We start from the raw sequence: 25970 nt of genomic DNA on the forward strand, positions 1-25970 counted from the left end.
TAGCTACCGCACGGCGCCCTGCGGGTGCGAGGGCAGCACGCAGGCGACGTCGAGGCCGAGCACGCGGTTGAGCCGGCCGAACGCCAGCCAGGAGCCCAGGCACATGGTGAGCTCGACGACCTCGCGCTGCGAGTACGCCGCGAACATCCGCTCCCAGAACGCGGGATCCTGTCCCGGCTCCAGGCCGTGGTGGTCCTCGGCGTACCGCTCGGCGTACTCGGCCGCGAGCCGCTCACGCTCGTCGAGCTCCGTGCTGGTCCGCCAGTCGCGGACCTCCTTGTCGAAGCCGTCCTCCACGCGGACGCCGTCACGCTCGGTGCGCCAGTCCTGGCAGAACACGCACCCGTTCGACTGGGCGATCCGCAGCCTGGCGGCCTCGAACTCGCGCAGGCCCAGCGTGGTGTGCGCGTACACCGCGCCGGAGAACCGCGCCGCCGCAGGGCCGATGTGCGGGACGAGCTCGCCCCACACGTAGGTGATCGGGTCCTTGCCGTCGGGGACGTCGATGAGCATGGGCCCAGTGTGCCTGCCCACGTGCGGCATTACCAGAACGGATTTCAGTTTGTGCCGCGATCGGTGCGCCCGGTCCTGTCATCCACGTCACATGAAACCGGGGCGTGACCTCGGCGCCGCTGCCGCGTTGATCTGGACGTACCGCCCGGCGGCGCGCTCCCTCCCTCCCTTGCGCCCGCTGGTACGCCCGCCCCGGCACCTCCCTCCCCGCCGGCGGCGGGCGCGGTGCTTTCCGGGCCCCGACGGGCCGCTCAGGACAGTCGGCGGACGCGCCAGAAGGTGGCCACGACGAGACCCGCGGAGCCCGCGAGGAGCAGCCCGGTCTCGCGCCACTGCAGCGCCCAGTACTGGCTGGCGGGGTGGTACCTGACCTGCTCGCCGTAGCCGGCGCCGGCGAGTCGCTCGAAGCAGGCCTGCTCCCTCGGTCCGACCTCGACCTGTTGTGGAGCGGCCGCGCCGGGAGCAGGAGGCGGGGGCAGGCAGGTGGAGACCCACGACGGGTACGACCGCACCGGTTTGCCCGAGCCGTCGACGGTCCGGGTGGACAGCACCCAGCCGCCGGGCGTGTCCACGTCGACGACGAGGTCGTCGATCTGGTCCCCTCCGTGCCCGCGGATGCCGTGGAGGGTCTCGGCGGTGATCGGGGTCGTCGCGACGTGCGGAGCGTCCAGGTGGGTCCGGACCAGGCCGGGCATGACCACCTGCAGCACGACGTACGCCGCGAGCGTCACCGCCATCGCCGGCACCGTCCGCCTGATCACCGCACCGGCCAGGACGCCCAGCGTGAACGCCAGCGCGGCGTACCCGATCGGCACCAGGCCCCGCGAGGCGAAGACGTCCGGGGAGATCCGCGCGACTCCGAAGACGCTGCCGCCGTCCGAGCCCCCGGTGGCGTTGACCACCTTGTCGATCGGGTGTGCCCACCAGGTCAGTCCGAGGGCCATGACGCCGGTCGCGGTGATCACTCCGAGCAGCCCGAGCCCGGCCTTGGCCGCCAGCCAGCGGTCGCGCGTCACGCCCTGGGTCCAGACCAGCCGGTGGGTCCCGGCCTCGAGCTCCCGCGCGATCATCGGTGCGCCCCAGAAGGCACCGACCAGCGCCGGCAGCACGAACCCGGCCGCCGTGCCGACGGTGTAGAGCGTCCGGTCCGGGCGCCGCGCAGTGGCCCAGGCCAGGAAGGACTGCGCGTCCCGAGCGTAGGCGTCGGCGAGGGGTGGGCCTGTCAGGAGGAGCGCCGCGGTGAAGGCGAGCAATGCCGCGGAGAGCACCATGATGTGGACGCGGTGCTGCCGCCAGCTCAGCCAGATCACGAGAGCCGTCGCACTCGCCAGAAGCACGCGCCCACGAGGACACCGGCGACACCGAGGAGCAGGCCGGTCTCCCGCCACTGCAGCGCCCAGTAGCTCCTGGCCGGCTGGTAGCTCAGGTGCTGCCGGTAGCCGTCACTCGCCAGCCGCTGGTAGCACGCGGCCTTCTGCGGGGTGTCCGTCGTCGTCGGGTCCGTCTGCGGCGGGCCGAGGCAGTCGGTCACCCACCTGCCGAAGCTGTGCACCGCCTTGCCGTGGACATCCACGGTCTCGTTGCTGAGCACCCAGGAGCCGGCGGGCGCCGACCCCACGTCGAGCCGCTCGATGGGCGCATCCGGTCCGCTCGCCATGATCCCGTGGATCGAGCCGGGGGCGATCTTCGCCGTGGAGTCCACCGGAGCAGCCAGGTGCGGGCGGACGAGCGTGGGCATCAGCACCTGCAGCACCACGTACGCCGCCAGGGTGACCGCCATCGCCGGGACCGTGCGCCGGATCAGCGCTCCGGCCAGGACGCCGGCGGCGAACGCGACCGCGGCGTACCCGATCGGAGCGATGCCGCGGCTCGCGAACAGGGTCGGCGTCAGCCGCGCCATCTCGAACACGCTGGACACGTCGGAGGTGGTGCGGGCATCGACCGCCTTGTCGACCGGGTGCGCCCACCAGGTCGTGGCCAGCCCGAGGATGCCGCTCGCCGTGACGGCGCCGAGCAGGCCGACCCCGAGCTTGGTGGCCAGCCACTGGTTGCGGGTGACGGTCTGCGACCACACCAGCCGGTGCGTCCCGGCCTCGAGCTCGCGCGCGACCATCGGCGCTCCCCAGAACGCGCCGATCAGGGCGGGCAGTACGTAGCCGGCCGCGCTGCCGAAGATGTAGAGGAACCGGTCCGTCCCCCGCGTCGAGATCCAACCCAGGAAGGCCTGCGTGTCCTGCCGGTAGACGGCGGCCAGGTGCGGGCCGGTGAGGAGGAGGGCGGCCGCGACGGCGAGCAGGGCGGCGTACACGACGACGGCGTTCAGGCGGAACTGCCGCAGCGTCAGCCAGATCACGAGAGGACCTCCAGCGACGCGCGGGGGCTCCGCTCGCTGCTCCTCGCACCGCTCATGTAGGCGAGCACCAGGTCCTCGAGTCCGAGCGAGTCGACGGACCACGCCGGGTCGAGCACGGGTCCGTCGGTGCGGACCAGGAGGGTGGACTGCCGGTCGGTGTGGCTCTCGGAGATCACCTGCTGGTCGGCGGGCAACGAGTCCGGGTCGCGACGAGGACCGGTCAGCCGGTGGTGGCTGGCGAGCAGCTCGTCGATGTCACCGGCGACCTGCACCCGCGAGTCCACCAGCACGATGAGGTGGTCGCAGACCCGCTCGAGGTCGGAGACCAGGTGCGAGGACAGCACCACGCTGACGTCGTGCTCCGCGACGGCCTCCATCAGGTCCTGCAGGAACTCGCGGCGCGCCAGCGGGTCGAGGCTGGCCACCGGCTCGTCGAGGATCAGCAGCTCGGGCCGCTTGGCGATGCCCAGGGTCAGCGCGAGCTGGGCGCGCTGGCCGCCGGACAACCGGCCGGCGCGCTGGGCAAGGTCGACGCCGAGCCGCCGGATCCGGTCTCGGGCGACCGCGTCGTCCCACCGCGGGTTCAGGTGCGCGCCCAGTCGCAGGTGGTCCTCGACGCTGAGGCCGGCGTACGTCGGGGTGTCCTGGGCGACGTACCCGACGCGGCCGAGCTGCTCGGGCCCGGACGCCGGCCGGCCGCCGAGGACCTCGACGGTCCCGGCGGTCGGCTGGAGCATGCCGACCGCGAGGCTCAGGAACGTGGTCTTGCCGGCGCCGTTGGGGCCGACCAGTCCGACGACGCGGCCGGCCGGGACGTCCAGGGTGCAGTCGGTGAGAGCCCAGCGCCTGCGGTAGCGCTTGCCGAGCCCGACCGCCGAGATGACGGCGCTCACGCTATGTCCTGCTCGGCCGCACCACGAAAGGTGGTCGCGAACAGCGCCTCGATGCTCGCGTCGTCCAGGCCGGCACCGCGCGCCTTCGCCAGCCAGCGCTGGAGCTCACGCCGCAGAGGTCCGTGCGCGGCGAGCGTGTCGTCGGTGAGCGTCCGGGTCACGAAGGTCCCGACGCCGGGCCGGGCGGAGACCAGGCCCTCGTGCTCGAGCTCGCGGTAGGCCTTCAGGACGGTGTTCGGGTTGATCGCGAGCAGCGCGACCACGTCCTTGACGGTGGGCAGCTGATCGCCCTCGTGCAGCAGCCCGAGGCGCAGCGCGTGCCGCACCTGCTGGACCAGCTGCTGGTAGGGCGAGACCCCCGACCGGGCGTCCAGGTGGAACTCGATCATCGTTCCTCCATTTATCTAGGTACCTAGCACAATAGGACCATGCGCGTTTTCGGTCAAGGCTTGCTGTTAGCCGGGTCTCCCGGCGGGTACGACGCACCTGCGGGCGTCGCCCGGACACCCGGTCTGCCCGGAAAGGGGTGTGGACATGGAGAGCAAGGTCAAGGCACTCGGACACCCGGTGCACCAGATGCTGATCGTCTTCCCGCTGGGCCTGCTGGCCACCGCGGTCGTCTTCGACATCCTCGGCCTGATCACCGACAACAGCGGCTTCGCCACCGCGGCGGCGTACATGATCGCCGCCGGCGTCGTCGGCGGACTGGTCGCGGCGGTCTTCGGTCTCATGGACTGGCTGGCGATCCCGGACAACACCCGTGCCCACCGGGTCGGCATGTGGCACGGGATCGGCAACGTCGTCGTCACGCTGCTGTTCGCGCTGAGCTGGCTGGTCCGGGCCAACGCCGACGCGTGGGACCCGAACGCGCTCGCGCTCGTGCTCAGCTTCGCCGGCTTCGCGATCGCCGGCGTGACCGGATGGCTCGGCGGCGAGCTGGTCGACCGCCTCGGTGTGGGCGTCAGCGACGGCGCCGGACTCGACGCACCGAGCTCGCTGGGCTGGCAGAAACGCGAGCGCCGGTCGCTGCGCACCCACGTCGGGTCGACCTCGTGACCGCTCCGGGGTGAGCGACCGGGCTCGGCCTGCGGGCTCAGGGCTGCTGACCGTCGTCGTCGCGCTCGCTGCCAACACGCTGGTCGCGACCGCGAAGACGGCGGCGGCGGTCCTCACCGGATCCGCCTCGATGGTGGCAGAGTCCGCACACTCCTGGGCGGACACCGGCAACGAGCTGTTCCTGCTGGCCGCGGAGAGGCGAGGTGGGCGGCCCGCGGACGCCGGCCACCCGCGCGGTCACGGACGGGAGACCTACGTCTGGTCGATGTTCGCCGCCGTCGGACTGCTGGTCGCGGGTGGTGCGCTCTCGATCTGGCACGGCGTCAGCCAGCTCCTGGCCGGAGGCGAAGCGGACTCGCGGTTCGCGGTGAACTGGGTCGTCCTGGCTGCGGCGTTCGTCTTCGAGGGCATCTCGTTCACCCAGGCAGCGCGGCAGGCGCACGGCCGCGGCCGGCGCCTGGGGCTGCGCCCGCTCAGCTATGTCTTCCGCACCTCCGACGCCACCCTGCGCGCGGTCTTCCTCGAGGACCTCGCCGCCCTGGGCGGACTGGTCATCGCCGGGCTCGGGATCGGCCTCCACCAGTTGACCGGGAATGCCGCCTGGGACGCCCTGGGTGCTATCGCCGTCGGGCTGCTGCTGGGCACCGTGGCGATCTTCCTGATCGTCCGCAACCACGACTTCCTGGTCGGCGAGACGATCCCGCAGACGCTGTGGAACGAGACCCTCGGCCGGCTCCTGGACCACCCCCAGATCGACCGGGTCACCTATCTCCACATCGAGTACGTCGGGCCGATGCGGTTCTTCGTGGTCGCCGCCGTCGACCTGGTCGGCAACGAGGACGAGGCCTCCGTCGCCGTCCGGCTGCGCCGGCTGGAGGCGGAGATCGAGGCCCTCGAGCCGGTCGCCGACGCCGTGCTCACCCTGTCGGTGCCCGACGAGCGCAGCCTGGCCCGGACGAGCGGTCCCGTTGACAATTCGGCACACGCTGAATAATATTCATCGCGTACCGAATTCGTCACCGGGAGGACCCATGGCAACACCCACGTCCCGCGTCCGGACCGGGCCCGTCCTCGCCGTCGTCTCGCTCGCGCTGATGACCGTGGTCTCGGCGGTCAGCGGCCTCAACATCGCGCTGCCGGACCTCGCCCGCGAGACCGGCGCGACCCAGACGCAGATCACCTGGATCGTCGACGCCTACACGGTGGTGTTCGCCGGGTTGCTGCTCTTCGCCGGCGCGCTCGGAGACCGGTTCGGCCGCCGCGAGCTCCTGGCCGCGGGCCTGGCCGTGTTCGGCGTCGCCGCCGGGCTGGGCATGGTCACCGACGACCCGCACCTGCTGATCGGCGTACGCGCACTCATGGGTGTGGGCGCCGCGGCCATCATGCCGACCACGCTCTCGGTGATCACCACGTCCTTCCCCGAAGAGGAGCGGCCGAGGGCGGTCGGCGTCTGGGTGGGCATGGCCGGCGGCGGCGCCGTGCTCGGCCTGTTCGCCAGCGGCGTCCTCCTCGAGCTGTACTCGTGGAGCTCGTTCTTCGGCCTCAACGTCACGCTGGCCACGCTCGCCCTGGTGGGCACACTGGCCCTCGTGCCGCGATCGGCCGACCCCGACCGGCCGTCGCTCGACGTCGTCGGCGGAGTGCTCTCGCTGGTCGCCGTCGCCAGCCTGGTGGCCGGCATCATCGAAGGCCCCGAGGTGGGCTGGACCGACGCGGTCACGCTCGGCGGCATCGCGCTCGGCCTCGCCGCAGCCGTGGCGTTCGTGCTCTGGGAGCTCCATGTCGCGCACCCCATGCTCGACCCGCGACTGTTCGGCAACCGCGCGTTCAGCGCGGGCACGCTCACCGTGGCGGTCCAGTTCTTCGCCTCCTTCGGGTTGTTCTTCGTCGTGATCCAGTACCTGCAGTACGTCGTGGGCCGCTCACCGCTCGAGGCAGCCGTGTCCCTGCTGCCGCTGCCGTTGGTCCTGATCCCGCTCGCCCGCAACGCACCACGCCTTGCGGCGCGGATCGGCTTCCGGCGCGTGGCTCCCGTCGGACTCGTGCTGACCGCGCTCGGGCTCGTGGTGCTCTCCCGCATCGACGTCGACCTCGCCTATGGCTGGTTCGCCGCGGGTCTGGTGCTGTTCGCCGCCGGCATGGGGCTGGCCGGCACGCCGGCGACCACCGCCATCACCGAGTCGCTGCCGGAGAGCAAGCAGGGCGTCGCCTCGGCGGTGAACGACACGGCCCGCGAGATCGGCAGCGCGTTAGGCATCGCGATCCTGGGCAGCGTCCTCAACCAGCAGTACCGCGACCGCATGACGAGTGCCGTCCACGGCCTGCCACACGCCGTGGCGAAGGGCGCCGAGGGCTCGATCGCCTTCACCCAGTCCGACCGGCTCCACGAGCTCGGCTCGGTCGCCGACCAGCTCGTCACCGCTGCCCGCCAGGCGTTCGTGGACGGCAGCTCGGCGGCACTGGTCGTCGCCGCCGGGGTGGTCGCCGTCGCCGCTGTGTGCGTCACCTGGCTCGCACCGTCCGCGACCCGTGCGCCGGACCCAGCCCCGGAGACGCGGTCGCCCCAGGTCGACGTCGCGAGCTCCTGACCGCGGACTCGTCTCGGACCGGAGACACGCGACAAATATTGTCGGACAAAATTGGAATCCGTGCCGTCCGGAGTGCGACGATCGGAGCATGCCCACGACCACCGACGCCAGCACCCTCCCGGTCACCGACACCGAGGCCCACATCGAGCTCACCGAGTCGTACGCCGCGCACAACTACCACCCGCTCCGGGTGGTGCTCGCCGAGGGCGACGGCGCCTGGGTGACCGACGTCGAGGGTCGCCGCTACCTCGACTGCCTGGCCGGCTACAGCGCGCTGAACTTCGGCCACACCCACCCGCGCCTGGTGGCGCGCGCGCAGGAGCAGCTCCAGCGCCTCACGCTCACCTCGCGGGCGTTCTACAACGACCAGCTCGGCCCGTTCTCGCGTGACCTCGCGGTGCTCACCGGCAAGGAGATGATCCTGCCGATGAACTCCGGGGCCGAGGCGGTCGAGACGGCCATCAAGCTCGCCCGCAAGTGGGGCTACCTGGTCAAGGGTGTCCCGGAGAACCAGGCCACGATCGTGGCGATGGACGGCAACTTCCACGGGCGCACCACGACGATCGTGTCGTTCTCGACCGACTCCGTCGCGACCGCGCACTACGCGCCGTACACCCCGGGCTTCCGGCTGGTCCCGTACGGCGACATCGCGGCTCTCCAGGCTGCGGTCGACGAGACGACGGTCGCCGTGCTGCTCGAGCCGATCCAGGGCGAGGGCGGCGTGATCATCCCGCCGGAGGGCTACCTCCAGGACGTGCGCACCCTGTGCAACTCCGAGCGCGTGCTGATGGTCGCCGACGAGATCCAGTCGGGGCTGGCCCGCACCGGTCGGACCTTCGCCTGTGACCACGAGGACGTGGTCCCCGACGTCTACGTGCTCGGCAAGGCACTCGGTGGCGGCCTCTACCCGGTGTCGGCCGTCGCGGCGAACGGCGACGTCCTCGAGGTGATCACCCCGGGCTCCCACGGCTCGACGTTCGGTGGCAACCCGCTCGCTGCGGCGATCGGCCGCGAGGTCGTGGCGATGCTGCAGACCGGCGAGTTCCAGGACCGCGCCACCAAGCTCGGCGAACGACTCGCGCTCGGGCTCGGCGAGCTCGTCGGCCAGGGCCTCGACGAGGTGCGCGCCCGCGGACTGTGGGCCGGCGTCGACATCAGCCCGGAGCTGGCGACCGGCCGGCAGGTCTGCGAGCAGCTGCTGGAGCACGGCGTCCTGGCCAAGGAGGCACACGGGCAGACGGTGCGCCTGGCCCCGCCGCTGGTCGCCTCGGAGGCCGACATCGACCTGCTCGTCGGCGCCTTCGCGGCGATCTGCTCCGGCTGACCGGCGTACCCGGGGCAGGGGCGAGCCCCGGGGCCGAAAACGCTGCGACAACTCGGGGCCCCACAGCCGAGAATGAGCCCCGATGAGCACCGCCCTCCCGCAGCAAGGATTCCTCCGCCGGCTGATCCCGCCGACGCCGATGTCGCGTCGGCTGGCCGCCCAGTCGATGCTCTTCTCGACCGGCGAGGGCGCGTTCAACACCGGCAGCGCGGTCTTCCTCACCCAGGTGGTCGGGATGTCGGCCGCCCGCGTCGGCCTGGCGCTGACGATCACCGGGGTCGCCGAGTTCCTGATGGCCTACCCGGCCGGCCGGATCGTCGACCGGTTCGGACCCAAGCGGCTCTGGGTGCTGTCGACGTGGTGCCGGTCGGCCTGCTTCGTCGCGCTGCCGTTCGTCGGGTCGTTCCGCGAGTACCTCCTGGTCGGCCTGCTGTTCGCGGTCGCCGCGTCGGCGGGGCACACCAGCTACCAGTCCTACGTGCTCGACGCGCTGCCGACCAAGGAGCGGATCGACACCCAGGCCTACATGTACTCCGCCCTCAACGTGGGCTTCACGCTCGGGGCGATCCTGGGCGGCGTCGCCCTCGCGTTCGACAACCTCTCCGTGATCCGGTGGACCCCGTTGTTCGCGGCGGCGCTGATGGCGGTCACCGGATGGTGGATCTCCCGGCTCCCGCAGGCGCCCCACGACCTGCGCGTCGCCAGTGGGGAGGCCCGTGAACCGGTGCCAGGGCCGGGGCCGCTGCGCAACATCGGCTGGATGCTGGTGACCTTCTTCAACGGCACGCTGTGGACCAACCAGGTGCTGCTCAACGTGGTGATCCCGCTGTGGCTGGTCGAGGCGACCGACGCCCCGCACGTGCTGCTGGCGTGGCTGTTCGGCACCAACACGGTGCTGTGCATCTTCCTGCCGGCCTACACCTCGAAGGGCGTGCGCAACCTGGGCGACGCGATGCGCTACGTGTGGATCTCCTCGGCGTTCTTCGTGGCGTCGTGCCTGATCACGATGGTCACCCACTCGACCGCCGGGCTGGTCACCGTGCTCCTGGTGTGGCTCGGTCACGTCACCGTCACCGGGGCCGAGCTGTTCATCTCCGGGGCGAGCTGGTCGTTCCAGGCCGAGCTGATGGACCCGCGCCGACGCGGGGAGTACCAGGGAGTGGCAGACGTGAGCCGGACGCTCGGCTCGATGTGGACACCGGCGCTCTACACCTTCCTCGCCATGTCGTGGGGCGCCCAGGGCTGGCTGGTCATCGCCGGCATCATCGTGGTCGCGACGGTCGCGATGAGCCCCTCGATCCGGACGGCGGAGCGGTTCGCCGCGCGCCACTTCCCGGCCGAGGCCGAGCAGGACGAGCCGCCCGCGGAGCCGCCGCGGGGCCCCGGCCCCGGCCCGGGCACGCACGAGCTCGAGCTGTCCTGATGAGCGCACGGCTCTCACCGCGGCTGCGCCGGCTCGCGGGTCCCACGCCGCTGGTCCGGAGGCTCTCGGTCCAGTCGGTACTCTCCGCCTTCGGCGACGGTGCGTTCCTCACCGGCAGCGCGGTGTTCTTCACCCAGATCGTCGGCCTCTCTGCCGCACAGGTCGGCCTCGGCCTGAGCGCGGCCGGGGCGGTCACGTTCTTCCTCGCCGTACCGCTGGGTAAGCTCGCCGACCGGTTCGGCGCGAAGCGGGTGTGGGCACTGAGCTCGCTCGTCGAGGCGCTGCTCTACCTGGTGTGGCTCGCGGTGGGCAACATGGCCGCGTTCGTCGCGATGCTGGTCGTGCTCGAGCTGGTCGTGACGACCAGCCGCTCGGCGCGCAACGCCTACCGCTTCGACATCTTCCCGCGCGAGGAGCGGGTCTCCTCCAGCGCCTACTTCCGCGCCGCCCGCAACGTCGGCTACACCCTCGGCGCCCTGCTCGCCGGCGTCGCGCTGGCGACCAACAGCGACTCCGTGGTCCGGGCCGTGCCGGTCGCCACGGCGGCGCTGCTGCTCCTCAACGCGACGCTCGTCTCCCGGCTGCCCCGGACGGCCCACCACGTCGAGGCCGACACGGCGATCGAGGCGGCCGTGCACGGCGACGGGAGTCGCAGCGCCCTGCGCAACCGGGGCTACGTGCTGATGTCGGTCTTCGACGGCGTGCTGGCCACGCACCAGGTGCTGCTCAACGTGGTGATCCCGTTGTGGCTGGTGGAGGAGACCGACGCGCCCAGGGTGCTGCTCGCCTGGCTGTTCGGCACCAACACGGTGATGGCGGTGCTGCTGCAGGTGCGTGCTGCGCGCGGCGTGGTCACCGTGGCGGACTCCTTGCGGGCGCAGCGCGGGGCGCCTTCTTCTTCGTGCTCTCCTGCGGCATCGTGCTGGTCACGCACGACACCGTGGGCTGGGTGACCATCGTGCTGGTCTGGGTCGGGCACGTCACCGTGACCGGAGCCGAGCTCTTCAACTCCGCCGGCGACTGGGGCCTGCAGGCCGAGCTCTCCGATCCGGCCCGGCGCGGCGAGTACCAGGGCGTGTCACAGCTCGGCTACACGCTGGGATCGGTGTGGGCGCCCGCGGCGTACACGTACCTCGCGATGACCTGGGGTACGCCGGGCTGGCTGGTCATCGCCGCGATCGTCGGTGCGGCCGCCGCGGGGATCCATCCTGCCTCGCACGCCGCGGAGCGCCACCTGCAGAAGCTCTCCGAGCCGGCGGTGGGCTGACGCTCAGTGCGTCATGTCGACGAAGCGCGAGTAGTGGCCCTGGAAGGCGACGGTGATGTCGCGCATCGGCCCGTTGCGGTGCTTGCCGACGATGATGTCGGCCTCGCCGGCGCGCGGTGACTCGCGCTCGTACATGTCCTCGCGGTGGACCAGCATCACGATGTCCGCGTCCTGCTCGAGGCTGCCGGACTCGCGCAGGTCGGAGACCATCGGCTTCTTGTCCGCCCGCTGCTCGGAGCCACGGTTGAGCTGCGCGAGCGCCACGATCGGCACCTCGAGCTCCTTGGCCAGGAGCTTGATCTGCCGGGAGAACTCCGAGACCTCGACCTGGCGGGACTCGACCTTCTTGCCCGACGTCATCAGCTGGATGTAGTCGATCACGATCACCCGGAGGTCGTGGCGCTGCTTGAGCCGGCGCGCCTTGGCCCGGATCTCCATCATGGTCATGTTCGGGCTGTCGTCGATGAACATCGGCGCGCTCGACACCTCACCCATCGCCCGGGCCAGCTTCGACCAGTCGTCGTCGGTCATCGGCCCGTTGCGGATGTGGTTCAGCGGGACCTTCGCCTCGGCGCTGAGCAGGCGCATGGTGATCTCCGAACGCCCCATCTCCAGGCTGAAGATCACGCTGGTCATGTTGTTGTGGATCGAGGCCGCCCGGCAGAAGTCCAGGCCGAGGGTCGACTTGCCGGACCCGGGCCGGCCCGCGACGATCACCATCTGGCCCGCCTGCAGTCCGTTGGTCAGCTCGTCGAGGTCGGTCAGCCCGGTGGGGACGCCACGCAGGGTGCCGTCGTGGTTGGAGATCGACTCGATCTCGTCGAGGGTCGCCTCCATGATCTCGCTCAGCGGCGCGTAGTCCTCCGAGGCCCGCTTCTCGGTGATGGCGTAGATCTCGGCCTGTGCCCGGTCGACCGTGTCGTCGACCTGCCCCTCGCCGGCATAGCCGAGCTGGGCGATCTTGGTGCCCGCGTCGACCAGGCGGCGCAGGATCGACTTCTCGCGGACGATCTCGGCGTAGTAGCCGGCGTTGGCGGCGATCGGCACGCTCGCCGAGAGCGTGTGCAGGTACGGCGCGCCGCCCACGCGGGTCAGGTCGCCGCGGCGCTGCAGCTCGTTGGCGACGGTGATCGGGTCGGCCGGTTCGCCGCGGGAGTACAGGTCGGTGATCGCGTCGAAGATGGTCTCGTGGGGCGGCCGGTAGAAGTCCTGGGCCCTGGCCACCTCGAGCACGTCGGCGATCGCGTCCTTGGAGATCAGCATCGAGCCGAGGACGCTCTGCTCCGCGTCGGTGTCCTGCGGCGGCATCCGCCCCGCCCAGTGCTCCTGGGAGCCGTGGTGCTCGAAACCCGGCTGGTCCCCGCCACCGAAGCCGCCGTAGCCCGACGCCTCGGTCTCCCCCACGCCGGTGGACTCCGTCATGCTCATCCGGGTCCCCTTCCCCCACTGTGTCGTGTCGCCGGTCCGTGCCGCCGGAGCCCCGCGTCCGGCGTACCCGGCCAGCCTCATGCGTCACTCGGCCACCACCGACGGTAGGGGTGGGCACCCCCAGGAACCGTGGAGCTGGTGGTCGGGAGACCGCGCGAGGCACATCCGGACCCGGTGAGGCTAAGTCCTCGGCACCGACCGTCAAAGCCCGCCGTCCACACCCCCTGTGGATAACCCTGTGGGGCGTGTGGAACACGCCGCGAAAGGTGTGCACAGGCTGTTGGGGGCACTGTGGACCCGCGAGCGGCTCCGGCGGTCAAACCCCCTCTGACCTGCGACTTTGGTCGTCCACCGGGTGTGGAGAGAAGTTTTCGCGAAGGTTCTTGTTCACCGTTTCGTCATGTGGGACGACCCTGGCGCCAAGTCGACAAATCAAGCGAACGACACGTTTACCCACAGGAGTCGGGAGTTATCCCCAACCTGCTCGGACCTGTCGGACCGTTCCGCTGACGCCGGTCCGGCGCTTGTGATAGAGGACCGCCGCGCTCTGCGGTGATCTGGCCCGCGGGGAGCGACCCTAGGCTGTCGCCATGTCGCCGCTGCAGAGGATCGCGATGGGCCTGGTCATCGTGCTCGTGCCGGCGAGCTTCCCGCACGACCCGCACCCCGTCTGGCAGGTCTACGACGCGCTCCCCGATCCGGTGGGCTGGGCGCTCGTCCTCACCGGGGTCCGCGGCCTGCGGCCACACCTCGACGTCGACATGGTCAGCTGGTTCGGCTGGGTGGCGCTCGCGGTCAGCGTGCCGCTGTGGTTCCCGCAGCTGAACCACCTGCTGGCCCCCGAGTACAACGGCTCCATCGACGTGTCGCTGCAGTGGTTCGTCGCCCTGCCGCAGACGGCGTTCAGCCTCGCGCTGGCGCGCACCATCGGCCGCGAGGCCGAGCGCCAGCAGCCGCGTGACCGGTTCGTCGCCGGCCGGTACGGCGTCCTGACCTGGGCGTTCGGCGCGTTGATCGTGCTGCCGGTGATCGCCTACGGGGGCGGCGTGGACAGCCTGGTCGACCCGACGCTGATCGGCATCGGCCTGGTCAACGTGGTGTTCGTGTACTACCTGTTCCGCGTGCACCGGCGGGAGTGGCTCGGAGGTCCGGGTCCACTGGAGGTCCGACCCGCCGGCCGCACCGAGGACCGCTGACCGTACAGAACTGCCGCTCCCCGTACGTTGTCGCGTACGCGAAGCGGCAGTTTCACTACGGAAGTAGTGAATTCCGAGCTGCGGTCAGGCGGGGACGACGTTGAGGCTGACCTGCGCCTCGACGTCGTCGTGCACCTTCACGGTGACGGTGTGCGCACCGAGCGACTTGATCGGGTTGGCGACCACGATCGTGCGCTTGTCGACCTCGGCACCGGCGTCGGCGATCGCCGAGGCGATGTCGCCGGTGGTGACGGCGCCGAACAGGCGGCCGCCCTCGCCGGCGCGGACCTTGACCTGGAACGTCGAGGACTCGAGCTTGGCCTTGACCTCGGCGGCGTGGTCGGTGTCGCGCACGGCCCGCGAGTCACGGGCCTTCTTGATCGACTCGATGGTCTTCTCGCCGCCACGGGTCCACACGATCGCGAGACCACGGGGGACCAGGTAGTTGCGGCCGTAGCCGTCCTTGACCTCGACGACGTCTCCGGGGGCACCGAGGCCGGTGACCTCCTGGGTGAGGATGAGCTTCATCTCCTGCCCCCTTCTCAGCGAGCCGTCGAGGTGTACGGGAGGAGCGCGACCTCACGGGCGTTCTTGACCGCCGTGGCGACGTCGCGCTGGTGCTGCACGCAGTTGCCGGTCACCCGGCGCGCGCGGATCTTGCCGCGGTCGGAGATGAACTTGCGCAGCAGGTTGGTGTCCTTGTAGTCGACTCCGGACGCCTTGTCCTTGCAGAACTGGCAAACCTTCTTCTTGGGCTTGCGCATGACTGCCTTGGCCATTGTGGTGCTCCCTTTCAGTGAGCCCGGCTGATGCCGGAATGGTGGGCTTGCTGGATGGTCCGGAGGTCGAGGCTGTCGCCACCTCCGGAGGTGTTGCGATGGATCAGAACGGCGGCTCTTCGGCCCCGCCGGGCACGGCCCACGGGTCCTGGGCCGGCTGGCCCTGCGGTGCGCCGCCCTGCTGCGGGGCGGCGCCGCCACCCTGCTGCCCGCCCCAGGCCTGACCGGCCGGTGCGCCGCCCTGCTGGGGAGCGGCCGGCTGGCTGGCCCACGGGTCGTCGCCACCGCCGCCGAACCCGCCGCCGCCACTGCCCCGGGTGACCCGGGTGACCTTGGCGGTGGCGTACTTCAGGCTCGGGCCGACCTCGTCGACGTCGAGCTCCATGACGGTGCGCTTCTCACCCTCGCGGGTCTCGTAGGAGCGCGCCTTGAGGCGGCCCTGCGCGACCACGCGCATGCCCTTCTGGAGGGACTCGGCGACGTTCTCGGCCGCCTGGCGCCAGATCGAGCAGTTCAGGAACAGCGTGTCGCCGTCCTTCCACTCGTTGGTCTGCCGGTCGAAGGTGCGCGGAGTCGAGGCGATGGTGAAGTTCGCGACAGCCGCGCCCGACGGGGTGAACCGGAGCTCGGGGTCGCCGGTCAGGTTGCCGACTACGGTGATGACGGTCTCGCCAGCCATGGAATCCTCCTGGATCTGATGCTCGGGCGACGCTGCGCTGGATCAGTGGGCGTCGGGACGAATGACCTTAGTGCGGAGCACCGACTCGTTCAGCGTGAGCTGACGGTCGAGCTCCTTGACCGTGGCCGGCTCGGCCTGGAGCGACACGACGGCGTAGATGCCCTCGGCGTTCTTGTTGATCTCGTAGGCGAGGCGACGGCGACCCCAGATGTCGATGTTCTCGACGCTGCCGCCGTCGTTGCGGACGACATTGAGGTACGTGTCGAGCGACGGGGCGACGGTGCGCTCCTCGAGCTCGGGGTCGAGGATCACCATCAGTTCGTAGGCACGCAAGTGGCCTACCTCCTTCGGACTCAGGCGGCCACGGACGTTCCGTGACAGGAGGAGCTCCCCTCGGGGAGCGACGGGCAAGGGTAACAACGCGACCGGCCGGCAGGGAAATCGTGGTCCACAGGTCCCACAAGGTCGCCCTCGTCCGGGCTGTCTCGGGGCTGTCCGCGTCGGCTCCTAGGGTGGGTCCATGGACATCGCCATCGGAGCACACGTCGCCCAGGACGACCCGATCGCGGAGGCGAAGGCGCGCGGGACGACGCTCGTGCAGTTCTTCCTCGGCGACCCGCAGGGCTACAAGGGCCCGGAGTTCCGGTACGCCGGCGGGGCGGCCGGGCTGCGCACCGACGCCGAGGCGGCAGGGGTCGACCTCTACGTGCACGCGCCGTACATCGTCAACGTCGCCACCACCAACAACCGGATCCGGATCCCCAGCCGCAAGCTCCTCCAGCAGCACGTCGACGCCGCCGCCGAGATCGGCGCCAAGGGCCTGATCGTCCACGGCGGCCACGTCAACAAGGACGACGACCCTGCCAAGGGCTTCGACAACTGGCGCAAGGCCGTCGAGGCGACCGACCTGAAGGTGCCGGTGCTGATCGAGAACACCGCCGGCGGGGACAACGCGATGACCCGCCACCTCGACCGGATCGCCGGTGTGTGGGAGGCGATCGCCGCAGCGGCCGGCGCCGATCAGGTCGGCTTCTGCCTGGACACCTGCCATGCGTGGGCGAGCGGCATCGCGCTGGCCGACGCGGTCGAGAGGATCCGCGCGCTCACCGGCCGGATCGACCTGGTGCACGCCAACGACAGCCGCGACGCCTTCGGATCCGGTGCCGACCGGCACACCAGCTTCGGCAACGGCGAGATCGACCCGGACGAGCTCGCTGCGGTCGTCCGGTCGGCGGGTGCACCGGTGATCTGCGAGACGCCGGGCGGCCCTGCCGAGCACCGTGCCGACTTCGACTGGCTGCGCGAGCGGCTCTGAGCCGGTCATCGGCGGCCGTTAGGCTCGCCGACGTGACCTCGCCCCTCGCCGTACGCACCATCAGCGCGGAGGAGCACCTCGCGTTCCTGCGGACCCGCGAGTCGGCCAGCTTCCTGCAGACACCTGCGTGGGCGAAGGTGAAGCAGGAGTGGCGGGCCGAGTCGATCGGCTGGTCGCTGCCCGGCTCACCGAGCGGGGAGCTGGTCGGGGTCGCGCTCGTGCTGCACCGGCAGCCGCCGGTGATCCGGCGCTCGCTGGCCTACCTCCCCGAGGGCCCGGTGATCGACTGGGACACCGACGACCTCGCCGCCTGGCTGGTGCCGATGGCGGCCCACCTCTCCGCCGGGGGAGCGTTCGCGATCCGGATCGGTCCGCCGGTCGTGACCCGTCGGTGGAGCGCCGCCCAGGTCAAGGAGGGCATCGCCGACGACTCCGTCACCAGCCTCACCTCGCTGGCGCCCACCGAGCGCAGCCAGGCCGGTGCGAAGGTCGTGTCCCAGCTGCGCGAGCTGGGCTGGCGCGCCCAGGGCGTGTCCGGCGCGTTCGCCGCGGGTCAGCCGCAGTACAACTTCTGGATCCCACTGCGCGACGCCGACGGCAAGCAGCGCTCCGAGGACGACGTGCTCGCCGGGATGAACCAGCAGTGGCGGCGCAACATCAAGAAGGCGGCCAAGGCCGGCGTGGTCGTCTCGGCCGCCTCGCCCGCAGACCTGCCCGCCTTCCACGCCCTCTACGCGCACACCGCCGAGCGCGACCACTTCACCCCGCGCCGGCTCGCCTACTTCGAGACGATGTTCGCCGCCCTGGGCGCGGAGGAGGAGGACCGCATCCGGCTCTACCTCGCGCATCACGAGGGCGACCTGGTCGCCGCGACGATCTGGATCCGCGTCGGCGCGCACACCTGGTACTCCTACGGCGCCTCCTCGACGGAGAAGCGCGACGTGCGCGGCTCCAACGCCGTCCAGTGGCAGATGATCCGCGACTCGATCGCCGCGGGAGCCGAGGTCTACGACCTGCGCGGCATCACCGACACCCTGGCCGGTGACGACGGCCACGTCGGCCTGATCCAGTTCAAGGTCGGCACCGGCGGCGAGGCGATCGAGTACGCCGGGGAGTGGGACCTCCCGCTCAACCGGGCGATCTACAAGGCCTTCGAGCTCTACGTCAGGAGGCGCGCGTGAGCCTGGTCCTCCACGTCGACGGCGAGCGCTGGCGCGCGCACCTGCGCCGGGTGGCCGCCGCCGGCCCGGGTCTCGTCCCGGTCGCCAAGGGCAACGGCTACGGCTTCGGCAACGGCCGCCTCGCCCGCAGGACCCAGTGGCTCGCCGGTCTCGGCCTCGGCTGCGACACCCTCGCGGTCGGCACGTACGCCGAGCTCGACGACGTCGCGCAGCGCTTCGACGGCGACCTGCTGGTCCTCTCACCCTGGCGTCCGTGGGGTGACGCCACCGACCACACGGGTGACGAGCGGGTGATCCACACCGTCGGTCGGCTCTCGGACCTCGAGGCGCTGGTGCAGGCTCCGGGCCGGCCGCGGGTCGCGCTCGAGCGGCTCACCTCGATGAAGCGGCACGGCTTCACCGCACGCGGCCTCCGCGAGGCCGCGTCCCTGGCGGGACATGGAGTGCGCGTCGAGGGCGTCTCGATCCACCTGCCGCTCGACCAGGGCGAGAACCTCGCCGAGGCGAGGCAGCTGATGACCGACGTCGTCGCGGCGGGCTTCGACAAGCTCGACGGCCGCGGCGCGCGCGTGTGGGTCTCGCACCTCGGCGGCGCCGACCTGGCGGAGCTCGCCACCGAGTACCCCGACTTCGAGTTCCGCCCGCGCGTCGGCACCGACCTGTGGCTCGGTGACCGTGGCGCGCTGCGCGTCACCGCCAGGGTGCTGGACTCCCACCCGGTCGAGCGCGGGGAGCAGTTCGGCTACCGGGGTCGCGCGGTGCCTCGCACCGGCACGTTGCTGGTCGTCTCGGGCGGCACCGCCCACGGCATCGGGCTCGAGGCGCCGACCGGCGAGGGCAGCGTCCGGGCACGGGCCGCCACGCTGGCGCGAGGAGGCCTGGACGCCCTCGGGATGGTCAAGTCGCCGTACACCGTCGCGGGCAAGGCCCGCTACTTCGCCGAGCCGCCGCACATGCAGGCGTCGATGCTGTTCCTGCCCTCAGGGGCCGAGGTGCCGGCCACCGGCGAGGAGGTCGACGTGCGGGTGCGCTTCACCGCGACGACGTTCGACCGGGTCGAGGTCAGCTGAGCGCTGCGTGCCGGTGCCGTTGCGGATGTCGGCCACCACCAGCGCCATCAGGTACAGCTCGCCGAGCACCCGCACCACGATCGCGAGCTGGTACGCCGTGGGGTCGTCCCCGGACGACGGCGCGAGCCAGCCACCGAGGTAGATCCAGACCGCGGCGAAGTAGGCGAGCTCGCAGGCCTGCCAGATCAGCAGGTCGCGCCACCGCGGCCGCGCCAGCGCCGCGAGCGGGAGCAGCCAGAGCACGTACTGCGGGGAGTACACCTTGTTGACGACCAGGAACGCCGCCACCACGAGGAACGCGATCTGCGCGACCCCGGGCCGGCGCGGCGCGCTGAGCCCGAGGGCCAGGATGGCGACGCAGGCGAGGCCGAAGACGACCCCGGAGACCACGTTGATCCGGTGGGCGTCGCTGTGCAGGCCGAGCTGGCCGGCGACCAGCCACAGTGAGCCGAGGTCCGCGCCGCGTCCGGAGTTGAAGCTCCAGAAGACCTTCCACTGCGACGCCCCACCCGCCAGGGCGGGCAGGTTGACCAGCAGCCAGGCCACGCCCGCGCCCACGGCGGCCCGCGCCCAGAGGTCGGGTCGTCGCCGCTCCCGCCCGTCGGTCCACAGCACGTCGACCAGGAAGGCGCCCAGCAGGAACAGCGGGTAGAGCTTGGCCGCCACCCCGAGTCCGACCATGACGCCGGCGAGCGCCGGCCTGCCCCGGGCCCAGGCCCACAGCGCTCCGGCCGTGAAGAGGACGGCCAGCAGGTCCCAGTTCACCAGGGCCGAGACCATCAGCACCGGGGACAGTGCGAACGCCATCGCGTCCCACGGCCGTCCGGGGCTGGCGCCGGCGAGGAACAGCACGGCTCCGATGCCGCACACGAAGAGAAGCACGGCAGTGACCAGGAAGTAGGTGTTGACCTCCTTGTTCATCCCCGGCAGGCCCCACAGCCGCGCGACCGGCGTGGCCTCGCGCACGGCCTGTGACGGCCCGGACGGGATCAGCGCGGTGACCTTGGAGGCTCCCCAGGCGAAGTACGAGATCAGGACCGGGTACTCCATCACGTCGTACCGGCCGAACGACCCTGAGTACGGCCAGTGCTGCTCGGCGAACCCGCGCGCGGTGTAGAGGTAGGGCACGTCGGAGTAGCACATCTTCGCGTAGCGGACCGACTCGTTGGACCAGTTGGTCTCGCCGCAGGGGTACTTCTGCACCAGGCCGAGGCCGAAGACGATCGTGTAGACGGCGAGCAGCACCCGCACCGGGGTCCACCACGAGTGCGGCCGGGCACGGTCCCCGACCGGACCGCCGACCACCTCGCTCAGGGCAGCGGCGACCGGGTCCTCGCGGGTCGGCTCGGACAGGTGCCTACTCCAGCCGGCTGTAGGTCTCGGAGGCGACCCGGCCGCCACCCGGCCCGCCGCCGCCACCGCCCGGTGGCGTGGTGCAGGGGTTGAGGATGCCCCCGCAGGTCGGCGTGTCGGTCGGAGTCGGTGGGTTCGGGTTCGGGCAGTCCGGGTCCTGCGGGAAGCCCCATGCCGGGTCGCAGACGCCGTTGGCCACCGGCTCCTGCGGCGCCTGCGTCGTCGGCGGGGCGCTCGTCGTCCTGGTCTTAGTCGGCTTCGGCGGGGGCGGCGTGTACGGGTCGTGGCCCGTCGTCGGCGCCTTGCCGTCCAGGTTGGCGGGCGGCGGGAATTCCTCGACGGGCACGTCGGCCATCAGCAGCTTCATCGCGGCGGTCCACGTCTCCGCCGGGTACGTCGCCCCGAAGTACCCGCGCGGCAGGTAGCCCTCGTCGATCGGCTTGTAGCCGGTGCCGTGCGAGTAGGTGACCGCCGTCGCGACCTGGGGGGTGTAGCCGACGAACCACGAGGTGATCACCCGCTTGTCGTCGTTGGTCGCCGTGCCGGTCTTGCCGGCTGCGGGGCGGCCCAGCCCGCGCGCCGCCGCTCCGGTGCCCGACTTGACGACCTGCTGGAGCGCGTAGCTGGTGTCGGCGGCGATGTCCTCGCTCACCGCCCGGTCGGTGCTGAGCGGCGCGGTGTAGAGCACCTTGCCGTCACTGGCCTTGGTCACCTTGGAGATCACGAAGGTCTTGTGGTGCACGCCGCCGTCGGCGATGCCGGCGTACGCGTTGGCCATGTTGACGGGGCTGACCGGGTCGCCACCGAGAGAGATGCGGGCGTTGACGAAGTCCTCGGGAACCGTCGGCACGCCCAGCGACTGGGCCATGTCGGCGATCTGCCGCGGGCCGTCGGTCATCGACTGGGTCATGTCGACGAACGCGGTGTTGATCGACTTCTCGGTCGCCGTCGTGAGGCTGACGTGGGACCCGAAGTTCTGGCCGGTGCCCTCGCCCTCGTTGACGACCGTGGAGCCGTCGGGGAACCGGTAGGGCGAGTTGCCGTCGAACGTGTCCTTGAGGCTGAAGCCGTCCTTGATCCCGGCCGCCACCGCGTAGGCCTTGAACGCCGATCCGGGTGGCAGCGCCGTGGTGGCCCAGTTCAGCTGGCTCTTCAGGTAGTCCTGGCCGCCGTAGAAGCCCAGCACGCCGCCGGTCTTGACGTCCACCGACGCCACCGCCGGGTGCAGCTTGCTGACGCCGTCGGGCGCGACCTCCTCCACCGCCTGCTGGGCTGCGTCCATCGCCTTCTTGGTGAAGGTCGTGGTCACGCGGAGCCCGCCCTGGTCGATCTGCTCCTGGGTGAACCCGAGCGCGATCAGCTCCTTCTTGACCATGTCGAGCATGAAGCCCTTCTGGCCGCCGTAGGTGTTGCTCGCCGCCTGCTTCTTCACCTCGGGCAGCTTCCCGGAGATCTCGGCCGCGTCGGAGTCGGGGATCGCGCCCATCGAGGCCATCCCGGACACCACGTAGTCGTAGCGACGCTGCAGCGCCTCGCGCGACGCGTCGCTGCGGTCGGGGCTCAGGTAGTTCGGCGAGTTCAGCACCGCGGCGAGCATCGCGCTCTGCGAGGCGTCGAGCTTCTTGGCGGGGATGCCGAAGTACGCGTTCGCCGCCGCCTGCACGCCGTACGCGCCGCGCCCGAAGTAGATGGTGTTGAGGTAGCCCTCGAGGATCTCCGACTTCGAGTACTTCTTCTGGATCTTCAGCGAGAGGAAGGCTTCCTTGATCTTGCGCTTGAAGGTGCGCTCCTGGCTGAGGTAGAGGATCTTGACGTACTGCTGGGTGATCGTCGAGGCACCCTGGGTGGCGCCGCCCTTCGCGTTCGAGAAGGCCGCCCGGATGATGCCCTTCGGGTCGATCCCCTTGTTGGTCCAGAACGTGCGGTCCTCCGCCGCGACCACGGCGTCCTGCATCGTCTTCGGGACATCGGCGAGCGGGATCGACTCGCGGTTCTGGGTGGCGAAGCGGCCGATCTCGCCCTTGCCGCCGGCGTAGTAGACCTTGGTCGTCTGCGCCTGGAACGCGGCGTTCTCGCTCGGGATGTCGGTGGCCCGGTAGGCGATGTAGAACATCGCGACCAGCACCAGCGCGCCGACCAGGCCGGCGATCAGTGCGTACTTGAGCGCCTTGCGGATCCGCTCCCGGGGGGTCAGCTGCTTCTTCGGACCGGTCGCGCGGCGGCTCTTCGGCCTACCGCTGGAGCGGCCGCCTGCCGCCTTCTTGGGACCGCTCGAACCGGGCCGCGGCGTGTCGGCACTCACGTGGGTTGGCTCCAGGGGGAAGTCGGGGTCGACCTGTGGTCAGAACACCACGAGGGTACGGCGTACCCCCGGCGGATCCATCTCGGGGCGGTGCTGGGAGGGGTTTGAATTCGACGTCGATATATCGTTGCGATATGTTTGCGCGATAGAACCAACCGAGACGTCACCGGATCTCGGATCCATGCCGAAGACACTGGAGCCGCTGTCGTGCCACGCAAGGGTGCAACGCTGGAGCTCGCGGTGCTCGGGCTCCTGCAGGAGACCCCGCTGCACGGCTACGAGCTCCGCAAGCGGCTGAACCTCCTGCTCGGCTGGACCCGGCTGCTCTCCTACGGCTCGCTGTACCCCGCGCTCAAGCGGATGCTGCGCGCGGGCTGGATCACCGAGGTCGCCACCTCGAACGCCGTGTCGCGGCGGCAGCGGATCGTCTACCAGATCACGCCGGCCGGCATCGAGTTCTTCTCCACCGAGATCACCGAGGCGGGCCCCGCGGCGTGGGAGGACGAGACCTTCAACATGAGGTTCGCGTTCTTCTCCCGCACCGACGCCGGCGTCCGGCTGCGCATCCTCGAGGGGCGCCGGTCACGACTCCAGGAGCGGCTCGACCGGACCAGCAGCCTGTACGGCGGCGGCGGCGACGACCGCTACGTGAGCGAGCTGCGCCGGCACTCGATCGAGTCGGTCGAGCGCGAGGTCCGCTGGCTCACCGAGCTGATCGAGGCCGAGCGCACCAACGCCGACCGGTCCGGCACCCGACGTGCGGCCGGCACGGCCACCCCAGCGCCGAAGGCGGCGCGCAGGACCAGGCAGCCCGCGACGCCTCGCGTCCCGGCCCGGCCCGCGAGGCCGGCGGCGGTCAAGGCACCGGCCGCCACCCCGACGCCGACACCGGCGACAACCCCAGCGCCTCCTCCGGCCACCCCGGCGGAGACCACCGAAATCAGTTGAAACCAGCAATCCAGGAGGAGAACCGATGGCGAAGGTTCGCGTAGGAATCGTGGGAGTGGGCAACTGTGCCAGCTCCCTGGTCCAGGGCGTGGAGTACTACAAGGACGCTGACCCGGAGGGTTCTGTCCCGGGTCTGATGCACGTGATGTTCGGCGACTACCACGTCTCCGACGTGGAGTTCGTCGCGGCGTTCGACGTCGACGCGAAGAAGGTCGGCTTCGACCTCTCCGACGCGATCACCAACTCCGAGAACAACACGATCCGCATCTGCGACGTGCCGCCGACCGGCGTCACCGTCCAGCGCGGGCACACCCTCGACGGGCTCGGCAAGTACTACCTCGAGACCATCGAGCAGTCCGACGCGGACCCGGTCGACGTCGTCCAGGCGCTGAAGGACGCGCAGGTCGACGTGCTCGTCTCCTACCTGCCGGTGGGCTCGGAGGAGGCCGACAAGTTCTACGCCCAGTGCGCGATCGACGCCGGAGTCGCGTTCGTGAACGCCCTGCCCGTCTTCATCGCCTCCGACCCGGTCTGGGCGAAGAAGTTCGAGGACGCCGGCGTGCCGATCATCGGTGACGACATCAAGAGCCAGGTCGGCGCGACGATCACCCACCGGGTGATGGCCCGCCTGTTCGAGGACCGCGGCGTGGCGCTGGACCGCACCTACCAGCTCAACGTCGGCGGCAACATGGACTTCAAGAACATGCTCGAGCGCGACCGCCTCGAGTCGAAGAAGGTCTCCAAGACGCAGTCGGTCACCTCCAACCTCACCGGCTCGCTGGCGGGCAAGATCCAGGACCGCAACGTGCACATCGGTCCTTCGGACTACGTCCAGTGGCTCGACGACCGGAAGTGGGCCTACGTGCGCCTCGAGGGTCGCGCGTTCGGCGACGTGCCGCTGAACCTCGAGTACAAGCTCGAGGTCTGGGACTCGCCGAACTCCGCCGGCATCATCATCGACGCGATCCGCGCCGCCAAGATCGCCAAGGATCGCGGCATCGGGGGCGCACTGCTCTCCGCGTCGTCTTACCTGATGAAGTCCCCGCCGGTGCAGCGCCCCGACGACGAGGGCCGCGCCTCGGTCGAGGCCTTCATCAAGGGCGACGTGGAGCGCTGAGGAACGAAGCGCTCCGCGTACCGCCCGCAGGTTGAGCGAGCCCGCGGCTGAGGGACGAAGCCGCGACGGCGGGTCGAAACCCGGGCGACGTGGAGCGCTGAGGAACGAAGCCACGACGCCGGGCCAAGATCCGGCGACGTGCGCAAACTGATCATCGGTGGGGTCGGACCCCGGGCCAGAGGCCCGGGGTCCGACCAATTTCAACGATGTAAAGGGGCCGCGCGGTGGATAGCCGGGGTGCCCCGCGGTCACTACGGTGTCGAACATGAGCGATGACACCTCTCCGCCGCAGGATCCGAACCCGGGTGCGACTCCGCCTCCGCCACCCGGCGGGGACGTGCCACCGCCTCCGGCCGCGCCGACCCCACCACCTCCGCCACCGCCGAGCGGGGCGATGCCTCCGCCGCCGCCCCCGCCTGCCTACGGCGCCCCGCCGGCGTCGGGCGGTGCCTACAGCCCGATGGCCGCCATGCAGTACGGCTGGGCGAAGTTCACCAAGAGCCCGGCGACGCTGCTGGTGCCGGCGCTGCTGGTCCTGGTCGTGCTCATCGTCGTCGACGTGGTCATCCAGATCATCCTGCGCGGCGCGCTCCTGGGCACCCACGACTGCACACGGACCGTCCTGGGCCAGGACTTCGCCGGTCAGTGCGGACCGGGCTTCTTCACCACGATCTTCGTCAGCGCGCTCGGCGGCCTGGTGGCCAGCTTCATCGGCCAGCTGCTGGGCGCCGGCCTGATCAAGTCGGCCCTCAACGTCGTCGACGGCAAGGAGGTCAACGCCGGCGACGTCTTCGGCTACGCCACCAGGCCGAACGTCGTGGTGACGGCGGCGCTCGTCGCCGGAGCGACCTTCGTCGGGACGCTGCTGTGCTACCTGCCGGGGCTGATCGTCGGCTTCCTGACCCTGTTCGCGATGTTCTACGTCGTCGACAAGGACATGGCCCCGATGGACGCGATCAAGGCGAGCGTCTCGCTGACGACCTCGAAGGTGGGAGAGACGATCCTGTTCTACCTGCTCGGCATCGTCGTGCTCGTCATCGGCGCCATCCTGTGCCTGGTCGGGCTGCTCGCCGCGGTCCCGGTGGTCCTCGCCGGTGCGGCGTACACCTTCCGGGTGCTCAACAACGAGCCGGTGACGCCCGCGACCTGACGCAGTCTTCTCACGCCTCTCACGCCCGGCATCGG

26 protein-coding genes are annotated in these 25970 nt (G+C 70.8%); 14 read left to right on the forward strand and 12 right to left on the reverse strand.

What is annotated here, in order from left to right:
- Positions 1–3: 3 nt before the first annotated feature.
- The 5 genes from ACVW00_RS20520 to ACVW00_RS20540 all read right to left on the reverse strand — a co-directional run bounded on the left by ACVW00_RS20520 (position 4) and on the right by ACVW00_RS20540 (position 4148).
- Entirely contained in the window at positions 4–513 is a 510-nt protein-coding gene (locus ACVW00_RS20520) for a carboxymuconolactone decarboxylase family protein (protein ID WP_457112750.1), read from the reverse strand.
- 251 nt (positions 514–764) lie between these two features.
- The gene (locus ACVW00_RS20525; protein ID WP_457112751.1) at positions 765–1850 is read right to left on the reverse strand and encodes an ABC transporter permease subunit; all 1086 of its coding nucleotides are present in this window, start codon (positions 1848–1850) and stop codon (positions 765–767) included.
- On the reverse strand, positions 1820–2866 hold the full coding sequence (locus ACVW00_RS20530) for an ABC transporter permease subunit (RefSeq protein WP_457112752.1): 1047 nt from the start codon (positions 2864–2866) through the stop codon (positions 1820–1822). Before ACVW00_RS20530 ends, ACVW00_RS20525 begins: the two co-directional genes overlap by 31 nt.
- The gene (locus tag ACVW00_RS20535; RefSeq protein WP_457112753.1) at positions 2863–3759 is read right to left on the reverse strand and encodes an ABC transporter ATP-binding protein; all 897 of its coding nucleotides are present in this window, start codon (positions 3757–3759) and stop codon (positions 2863–2865) included. Before ACVW00_RS20535 ends, ACVW00_RS20530 begins: the two co-directional genes overlap by 4 nt.
- Entirely contained in the window at positions 3756–4148 is a 393-nt protein-coding gene (locus tag ACVW00_RS20540; protein ID WP_457112754.1) for a GntR family transcriptional regulator, read from the reverse strand. Before ACVW00_RS20540 ends, ACVW00_RS20535 begins: the two co-directional genes overlap by 4 nt.
- A gap of 145 nt (positions 4149–4293) precedes the next feature.
- Between ACVW00_RS20540 and ACVW00_RS20545 the strand changes: the two genes are divergently transcribed.
- The 7 genes from ACVW00_RS20545 (at position 4294) to ACVW00_RS20575 (ending at position 11417) form a co-directional block, all read left to right on the forward strand.
- Positions 4294–4815, forward strand: a complete 522-nt coding sequence (locus ACVW00_RS20545; RefSeq protein WP_457112755.1) for a DUF2231 domain-containing protein — start codon at positions 4294–4296, stop codon at positions 4813–4815.
- 10 nt (positions 4816–4825) lie between these two features.
- Complete coding sequence (locus ACVW00_RS20550; RefSeq protein WP_457112756.1) at positions 4826–5809, forward strand: cation diffusion facilitator family transporter; 984 nt, start codon at positions 4826–4828, stop codon at positions 5807–5809.
- A gap of 37 nt (positions 5810–5846) precedes the next feature.
- Entirely contained in the window at positions 5847–7403 is a 1557-nt protein-coding gene (locus tag ACVW00_RS20555) for an MFS transporter (protein ID WP_457112757.1), read from the forward strand.
- 88 nt (positions 7404–7491) lie between these two features.
- Positions 7492–8727, forward strand: a complete 1236-nt coding sequence (rocD, locus tag ACVW00_RS20560; RefSeq protein ID WP_457112758.1) for an ornithine--oxo-acid transaminase — start codon at positions 7492–7494, stop codon at positions 8725–8727.
- Between the two features lie 82 nt (positions 8728–8809).
- Positions 8810–10150 (forward strand): MFS transporter, encoded by a 1341-nt coding sequence (locus ACVW00_RS20565; RefSeq protein ID WP_457112759.1) that lies wholly within the window; start codon positions 8810–8812, stop codon positions 10148–10150.
- The gene (locus tag ACVW00_RS20570) at positions 10150–11103 is read left to right on the forward strand and encodes an MFS transporter (RefSeq protein ID WP_457112760.1); all 954 of its coding nucleotides are present in this window, start codon (positions 10150–10152) and stop codon (positions 11101–11103) included. Before ACVW00_RS20565 ends, ACVW00_RS20570 begins: the two co-directional genes overlap by 1 nt.
- Positions 11100–11417, forward strand: a complete 318-nt coding sequence (locus tag ACVW00_RS20575) for a hypothetical protein (protein WP_457112761.1) — start codon at positions 11100–11102, stop codon at positions 11415–11417. Before ACVW00_RS20570 ends, ACVW00_RS20575 begins: the two co-directional genes overlap by 4 nt.
- Positions 11418–11420: 3 nt before the next feature.
- Here ACVW00_RS20575 and dnaB read toward each other — a convergent pair whose 3' ends face one another.
- Entirely contained in the window at positions 11421–12725 is a 1305-nt protein-coding gene (gene dnaB, locus ACVW00_RS20580; RefSeq protein WP_457113150.1) for a replicative DNA helicase, read from the reverse strand.
- Between the two features lie 710 nt (positions 12726–13435).
- On the opposite strand from dnaB, the gene ACVW00_RS20585 reads away from it, so the two are divergent.
- A complete protein-coding gene (locus ACVW00_RS20585) occupies positions 13436–14041 on the forward strand; it encodes a hypothetical protein (protein ID WP_457112762.1) in 606 nt (201 codons plus the stop codon).
- 84 nt (positions 14042–14125) lie between these two features.
- On the opposite strand, the gene rplI is transcribed toward ACVW00_RS20585, so the two are convergent.
- The 4 genes from rplI to rpsF all read right to left on the reverse strand — a co-directional run bounded on the left by rplI (position 14126) and on the right by rpsF (position 15832).
- A complete protein-coding gene (gene rplI / locus ACVW00_RS20590) occupies positions 14126–14569 on the reverse strand; it encodes a 50S ribosomal protein L9 (protein WP_457112763.1) in 444 nt (147 codons plus the stop codon).
- Between the two features lie 14 nt (positions 14570–14583).
- Entirely contained in the window at positions 14584–14820 is a 237-nt protein-coding gene (rpsR, locus tag ACVW00_RS20595) for a 30S ribosomal protein S18 (protein ID WP_457112764.1), read from the reverse strand.
- Between the two features lie 103 nt (positions 14821–14923).
- Positions 14924–15499 (reverse strand): single-stranded DNA-binding protein, encoded by a 576-nt coding sequence (locus ACVW00_RS20600; protein ID WP_457112765.1) that lies wholly within the window; start codon positions 15497–15499, stop codon positions 14924–14926.
- A gap of 42 nt (positions 15500–15541) precedes the next feature.
- Positions 15542–15832 (reverse strand): 30S ribosomal protein S6, encoded by a 291-nt coding sequence (gene rpsF / locus ACVW00_RS20605; RefSeq protein WP_457112766.1) that lies wholly within the window; start codon positions 15830–15832, stop codon positions 15542–15544.
- A gap of 187 nt (positions 15833–16019) precedes the next feature.
- Here rpsF and ACVW00_RS20610 point away from each other — a divergent pair, with 187 nt between their 5' ends.
- From ACVW00_RS20610 to ACVW00_RS20620, 3 genes are read left to right on the forward strand one after another with little or no spacing between them, the layout of a single operon-like run.
- Entirely contained in the window at positions 16020–16814 is a 795-nt protein-coding gene (locus ACVW00_RS20610; protein ID WP_457112767.1) for a deoxyribonuclease IV, read from the forward strand.
- Between the two features lie 32 nt (positions 16815–16846).
- Positions 16847–17995, forward strand: coding sequence for a lipid II:glycine glycyltransferase FemX (locus tag ACVW00_RS20615; RefSeq protein WP_457112768.1), 1149 nt, complete (start codon positions 16847–16849; stop codon positions 17993–17995).
- Positions 17992–19065 carry an alanine racemase gene (locus ACVW00_RS20620; protein WP_457112769.1) on the forward strand — a complete coding sequence of 358 codons (1074 nt, stop codon included), beginning with the start codon at positions 17992–17994 and terminating at the stop codon, positions 19063–19065. The genes ACVW00_RS20615 and ACVW00_RS20620 overlap by 4 nt, the downstream gene beginning before the upstream one ends.
- Here the strand turns inward: ACVW00_RS20620 and ACVW00_RS20625 are convergent.
- Entirely contained in the window at positions 18976–20370 is a 1395-nt protein-coding gene (locus ACVW00_RS20625; protein ID WP_457112770.1) for a glycosyltransferase family 87 protein, read from the reverse strand. The genes ACVW00_RS20620 and ACVW00_RS20625 overlap by 90 nt on opposite strands.
- Before the next feature lie 52 nt (positions 20371–20422).
- Positions 20423–22720 (reverse strand): transglycosylase domain-containing protein, encoded by a 2298-nt coding sequence (locus ACVW00_RS20630; protein ID WP_457112771.1) that lies wholly within the window; start codon positions 22718–22720, stop codon positions 20423–20425.
- Between the two features lie 207 nt (positions 22721–22927).
- Here ACVW00_RS20630 and ACVW00_RS20635 point away from each other — a divergent pair, with 207 nt between their 5' ends.
- From ACVW00_RS20635 to ACVW00_RS20645, 3 genes are all read left to right on the forward strand, one after another.
- Positions 22928–23668 carry a PadR family transcriptional regulator gene (locus ACVW00_RS20635; RefSeq protein ID WP_457112772.1) on the forward strand — a complete coding sequence of 247 codons (741 nt, stop codon included), beginning with the start codon at positions 22928–22930 and terminating at the stop codon, positions 23666–23668.
- Positions 23669–23693: 25 nt separating this feature from the next.
- Positions 23694–24785 carry an inositol-3-phosphate synthase gene (locus tag ACVW00_RS20640; protein ID WP_457112773.1) on the forward strand — a complete coding sequence of 364 codons (1092 nt, stop codon included), beginning with the start codon at positions 23694–23696 and terminating at the stop codon, positions 24783–24785.
- A gap of 265 nt (positions 24786–25050) precedes the next feature.
- Complete coding sequence (locus ACVW00_RS20645) at positions 25051–25935, forward strand: hypothetical protein (protein ID WP_457112774.1); 885 nt, start codon at positions 25051–25053, stop codon at positions 25933–25935.
- The last annotated feature ends 35 nt before the right edge of the window (positions 25936–25970 follow it).

The sequence above is a fragment of the Marmoricola sp. URHA0025 HA25 genome (genome assembly GCF_054059435.1).

Coding starts and splice junctions, on each gene's coding strand:
- rplI (WP_457112763.1), bottom strand. CDS start 14,569: ATGAAGCTCATCCTCACCCAGGAGGTCACCGGCCTCGGTGCCCCCGGA.
- ACVW00_RS20520 (WP_457112750.1), bottom strand. CDS start 513: ATGCTCATCGACGTCCCCGACGGCAAGGACCCGATCACCTACGTGTGG.
- rpsR (WP_457112764.1), bottom strand. CDS start 14,820: ATGGCCAAGGCAGTCATGCGCAAGCCCAAGAAGAAGGTTTGCCAGTTC.
- ACVW00_RS20545 (WP_457112755.1), top strand. CDS start 4,294: ATGGAGAGCAAGGTCAAGGCACTCGGACACCCGGTGCACCAGATGCTG.
- ACVW00_RS20540 (WP_457112754.1), bottom strand. CDS start 4,148: ATGATCGAGTTCCACCTGGACGCCCGGTCGGGGGTCTCGCCCTACCAG.
- ACVW00_RS20570 (WP_457112760.1), top strand. CDS start 10,150: ATGAGCGCACGGCTCTCACCGCGGCTGCGCCGGCTCGCGGGTCCCACG.
- ACVW00_RS20645 (WP_457112774.1), top strand. CDS start 25,051: ATGAGCGATGACACCTCTCCGCCGCAGGATCCGAACCCGGGTGCGACT.
- ACVW00_RS20600 (WP_457112765.1), bottom strand. CDS start 15,499: ATGGCTGGCGAGACCGTCATCACCGTAGTCGGCAACCTGACCGGCGAC.
- rocD (WP_457112758.1), top strand. CDS start 7,492: ATGCCCACGACCACCGACGCCAGCACCCTCCCGGTCACCGACACCGAG.
- ACVW00_RS20585 (WP_457112762.1), top strand. CDS start 13,436: ATGTCGCCGCTGCAGAGGATCGCGATGGGCCTGGTCATCGTGCTCGTG.
- ACVW00_RS20610 (WP_457112767.1), top strand. CDS start 16,020: ATGGACATCGCCATCGGAGCACACGTCGCCCAGGACGACCCGATCGCG.
- ACVW00_RS20565 (WP_457112759.1), top strand. CDS start 8,810: ATGAGCACCGCCCTCCCGCAGCAAGGATTCCTCCGCCGGCTGATCCCG.
- ACVW00_RS20640 (WP_457112773.1), top strand. CDS start 23,694: ATGGCGAAGGTTCGCGTAGGAATCGTGGGAGTGGGCAACTGTGCCAGC.
- ACVW00_RS20555 (WP_457112757.1), top strand. CDS start 5,847: ATGGCAACACCCACGTCCCGCGTCCGGACCGGGCCCGTCCTCGCCGTC.
- dnaB (WP_457113150.1), bottom strand. CDS start 12,725: ATGCCGCCGCAGGACACCGACGCGGAGCAGAGCGTCCTCGGCTCGATG.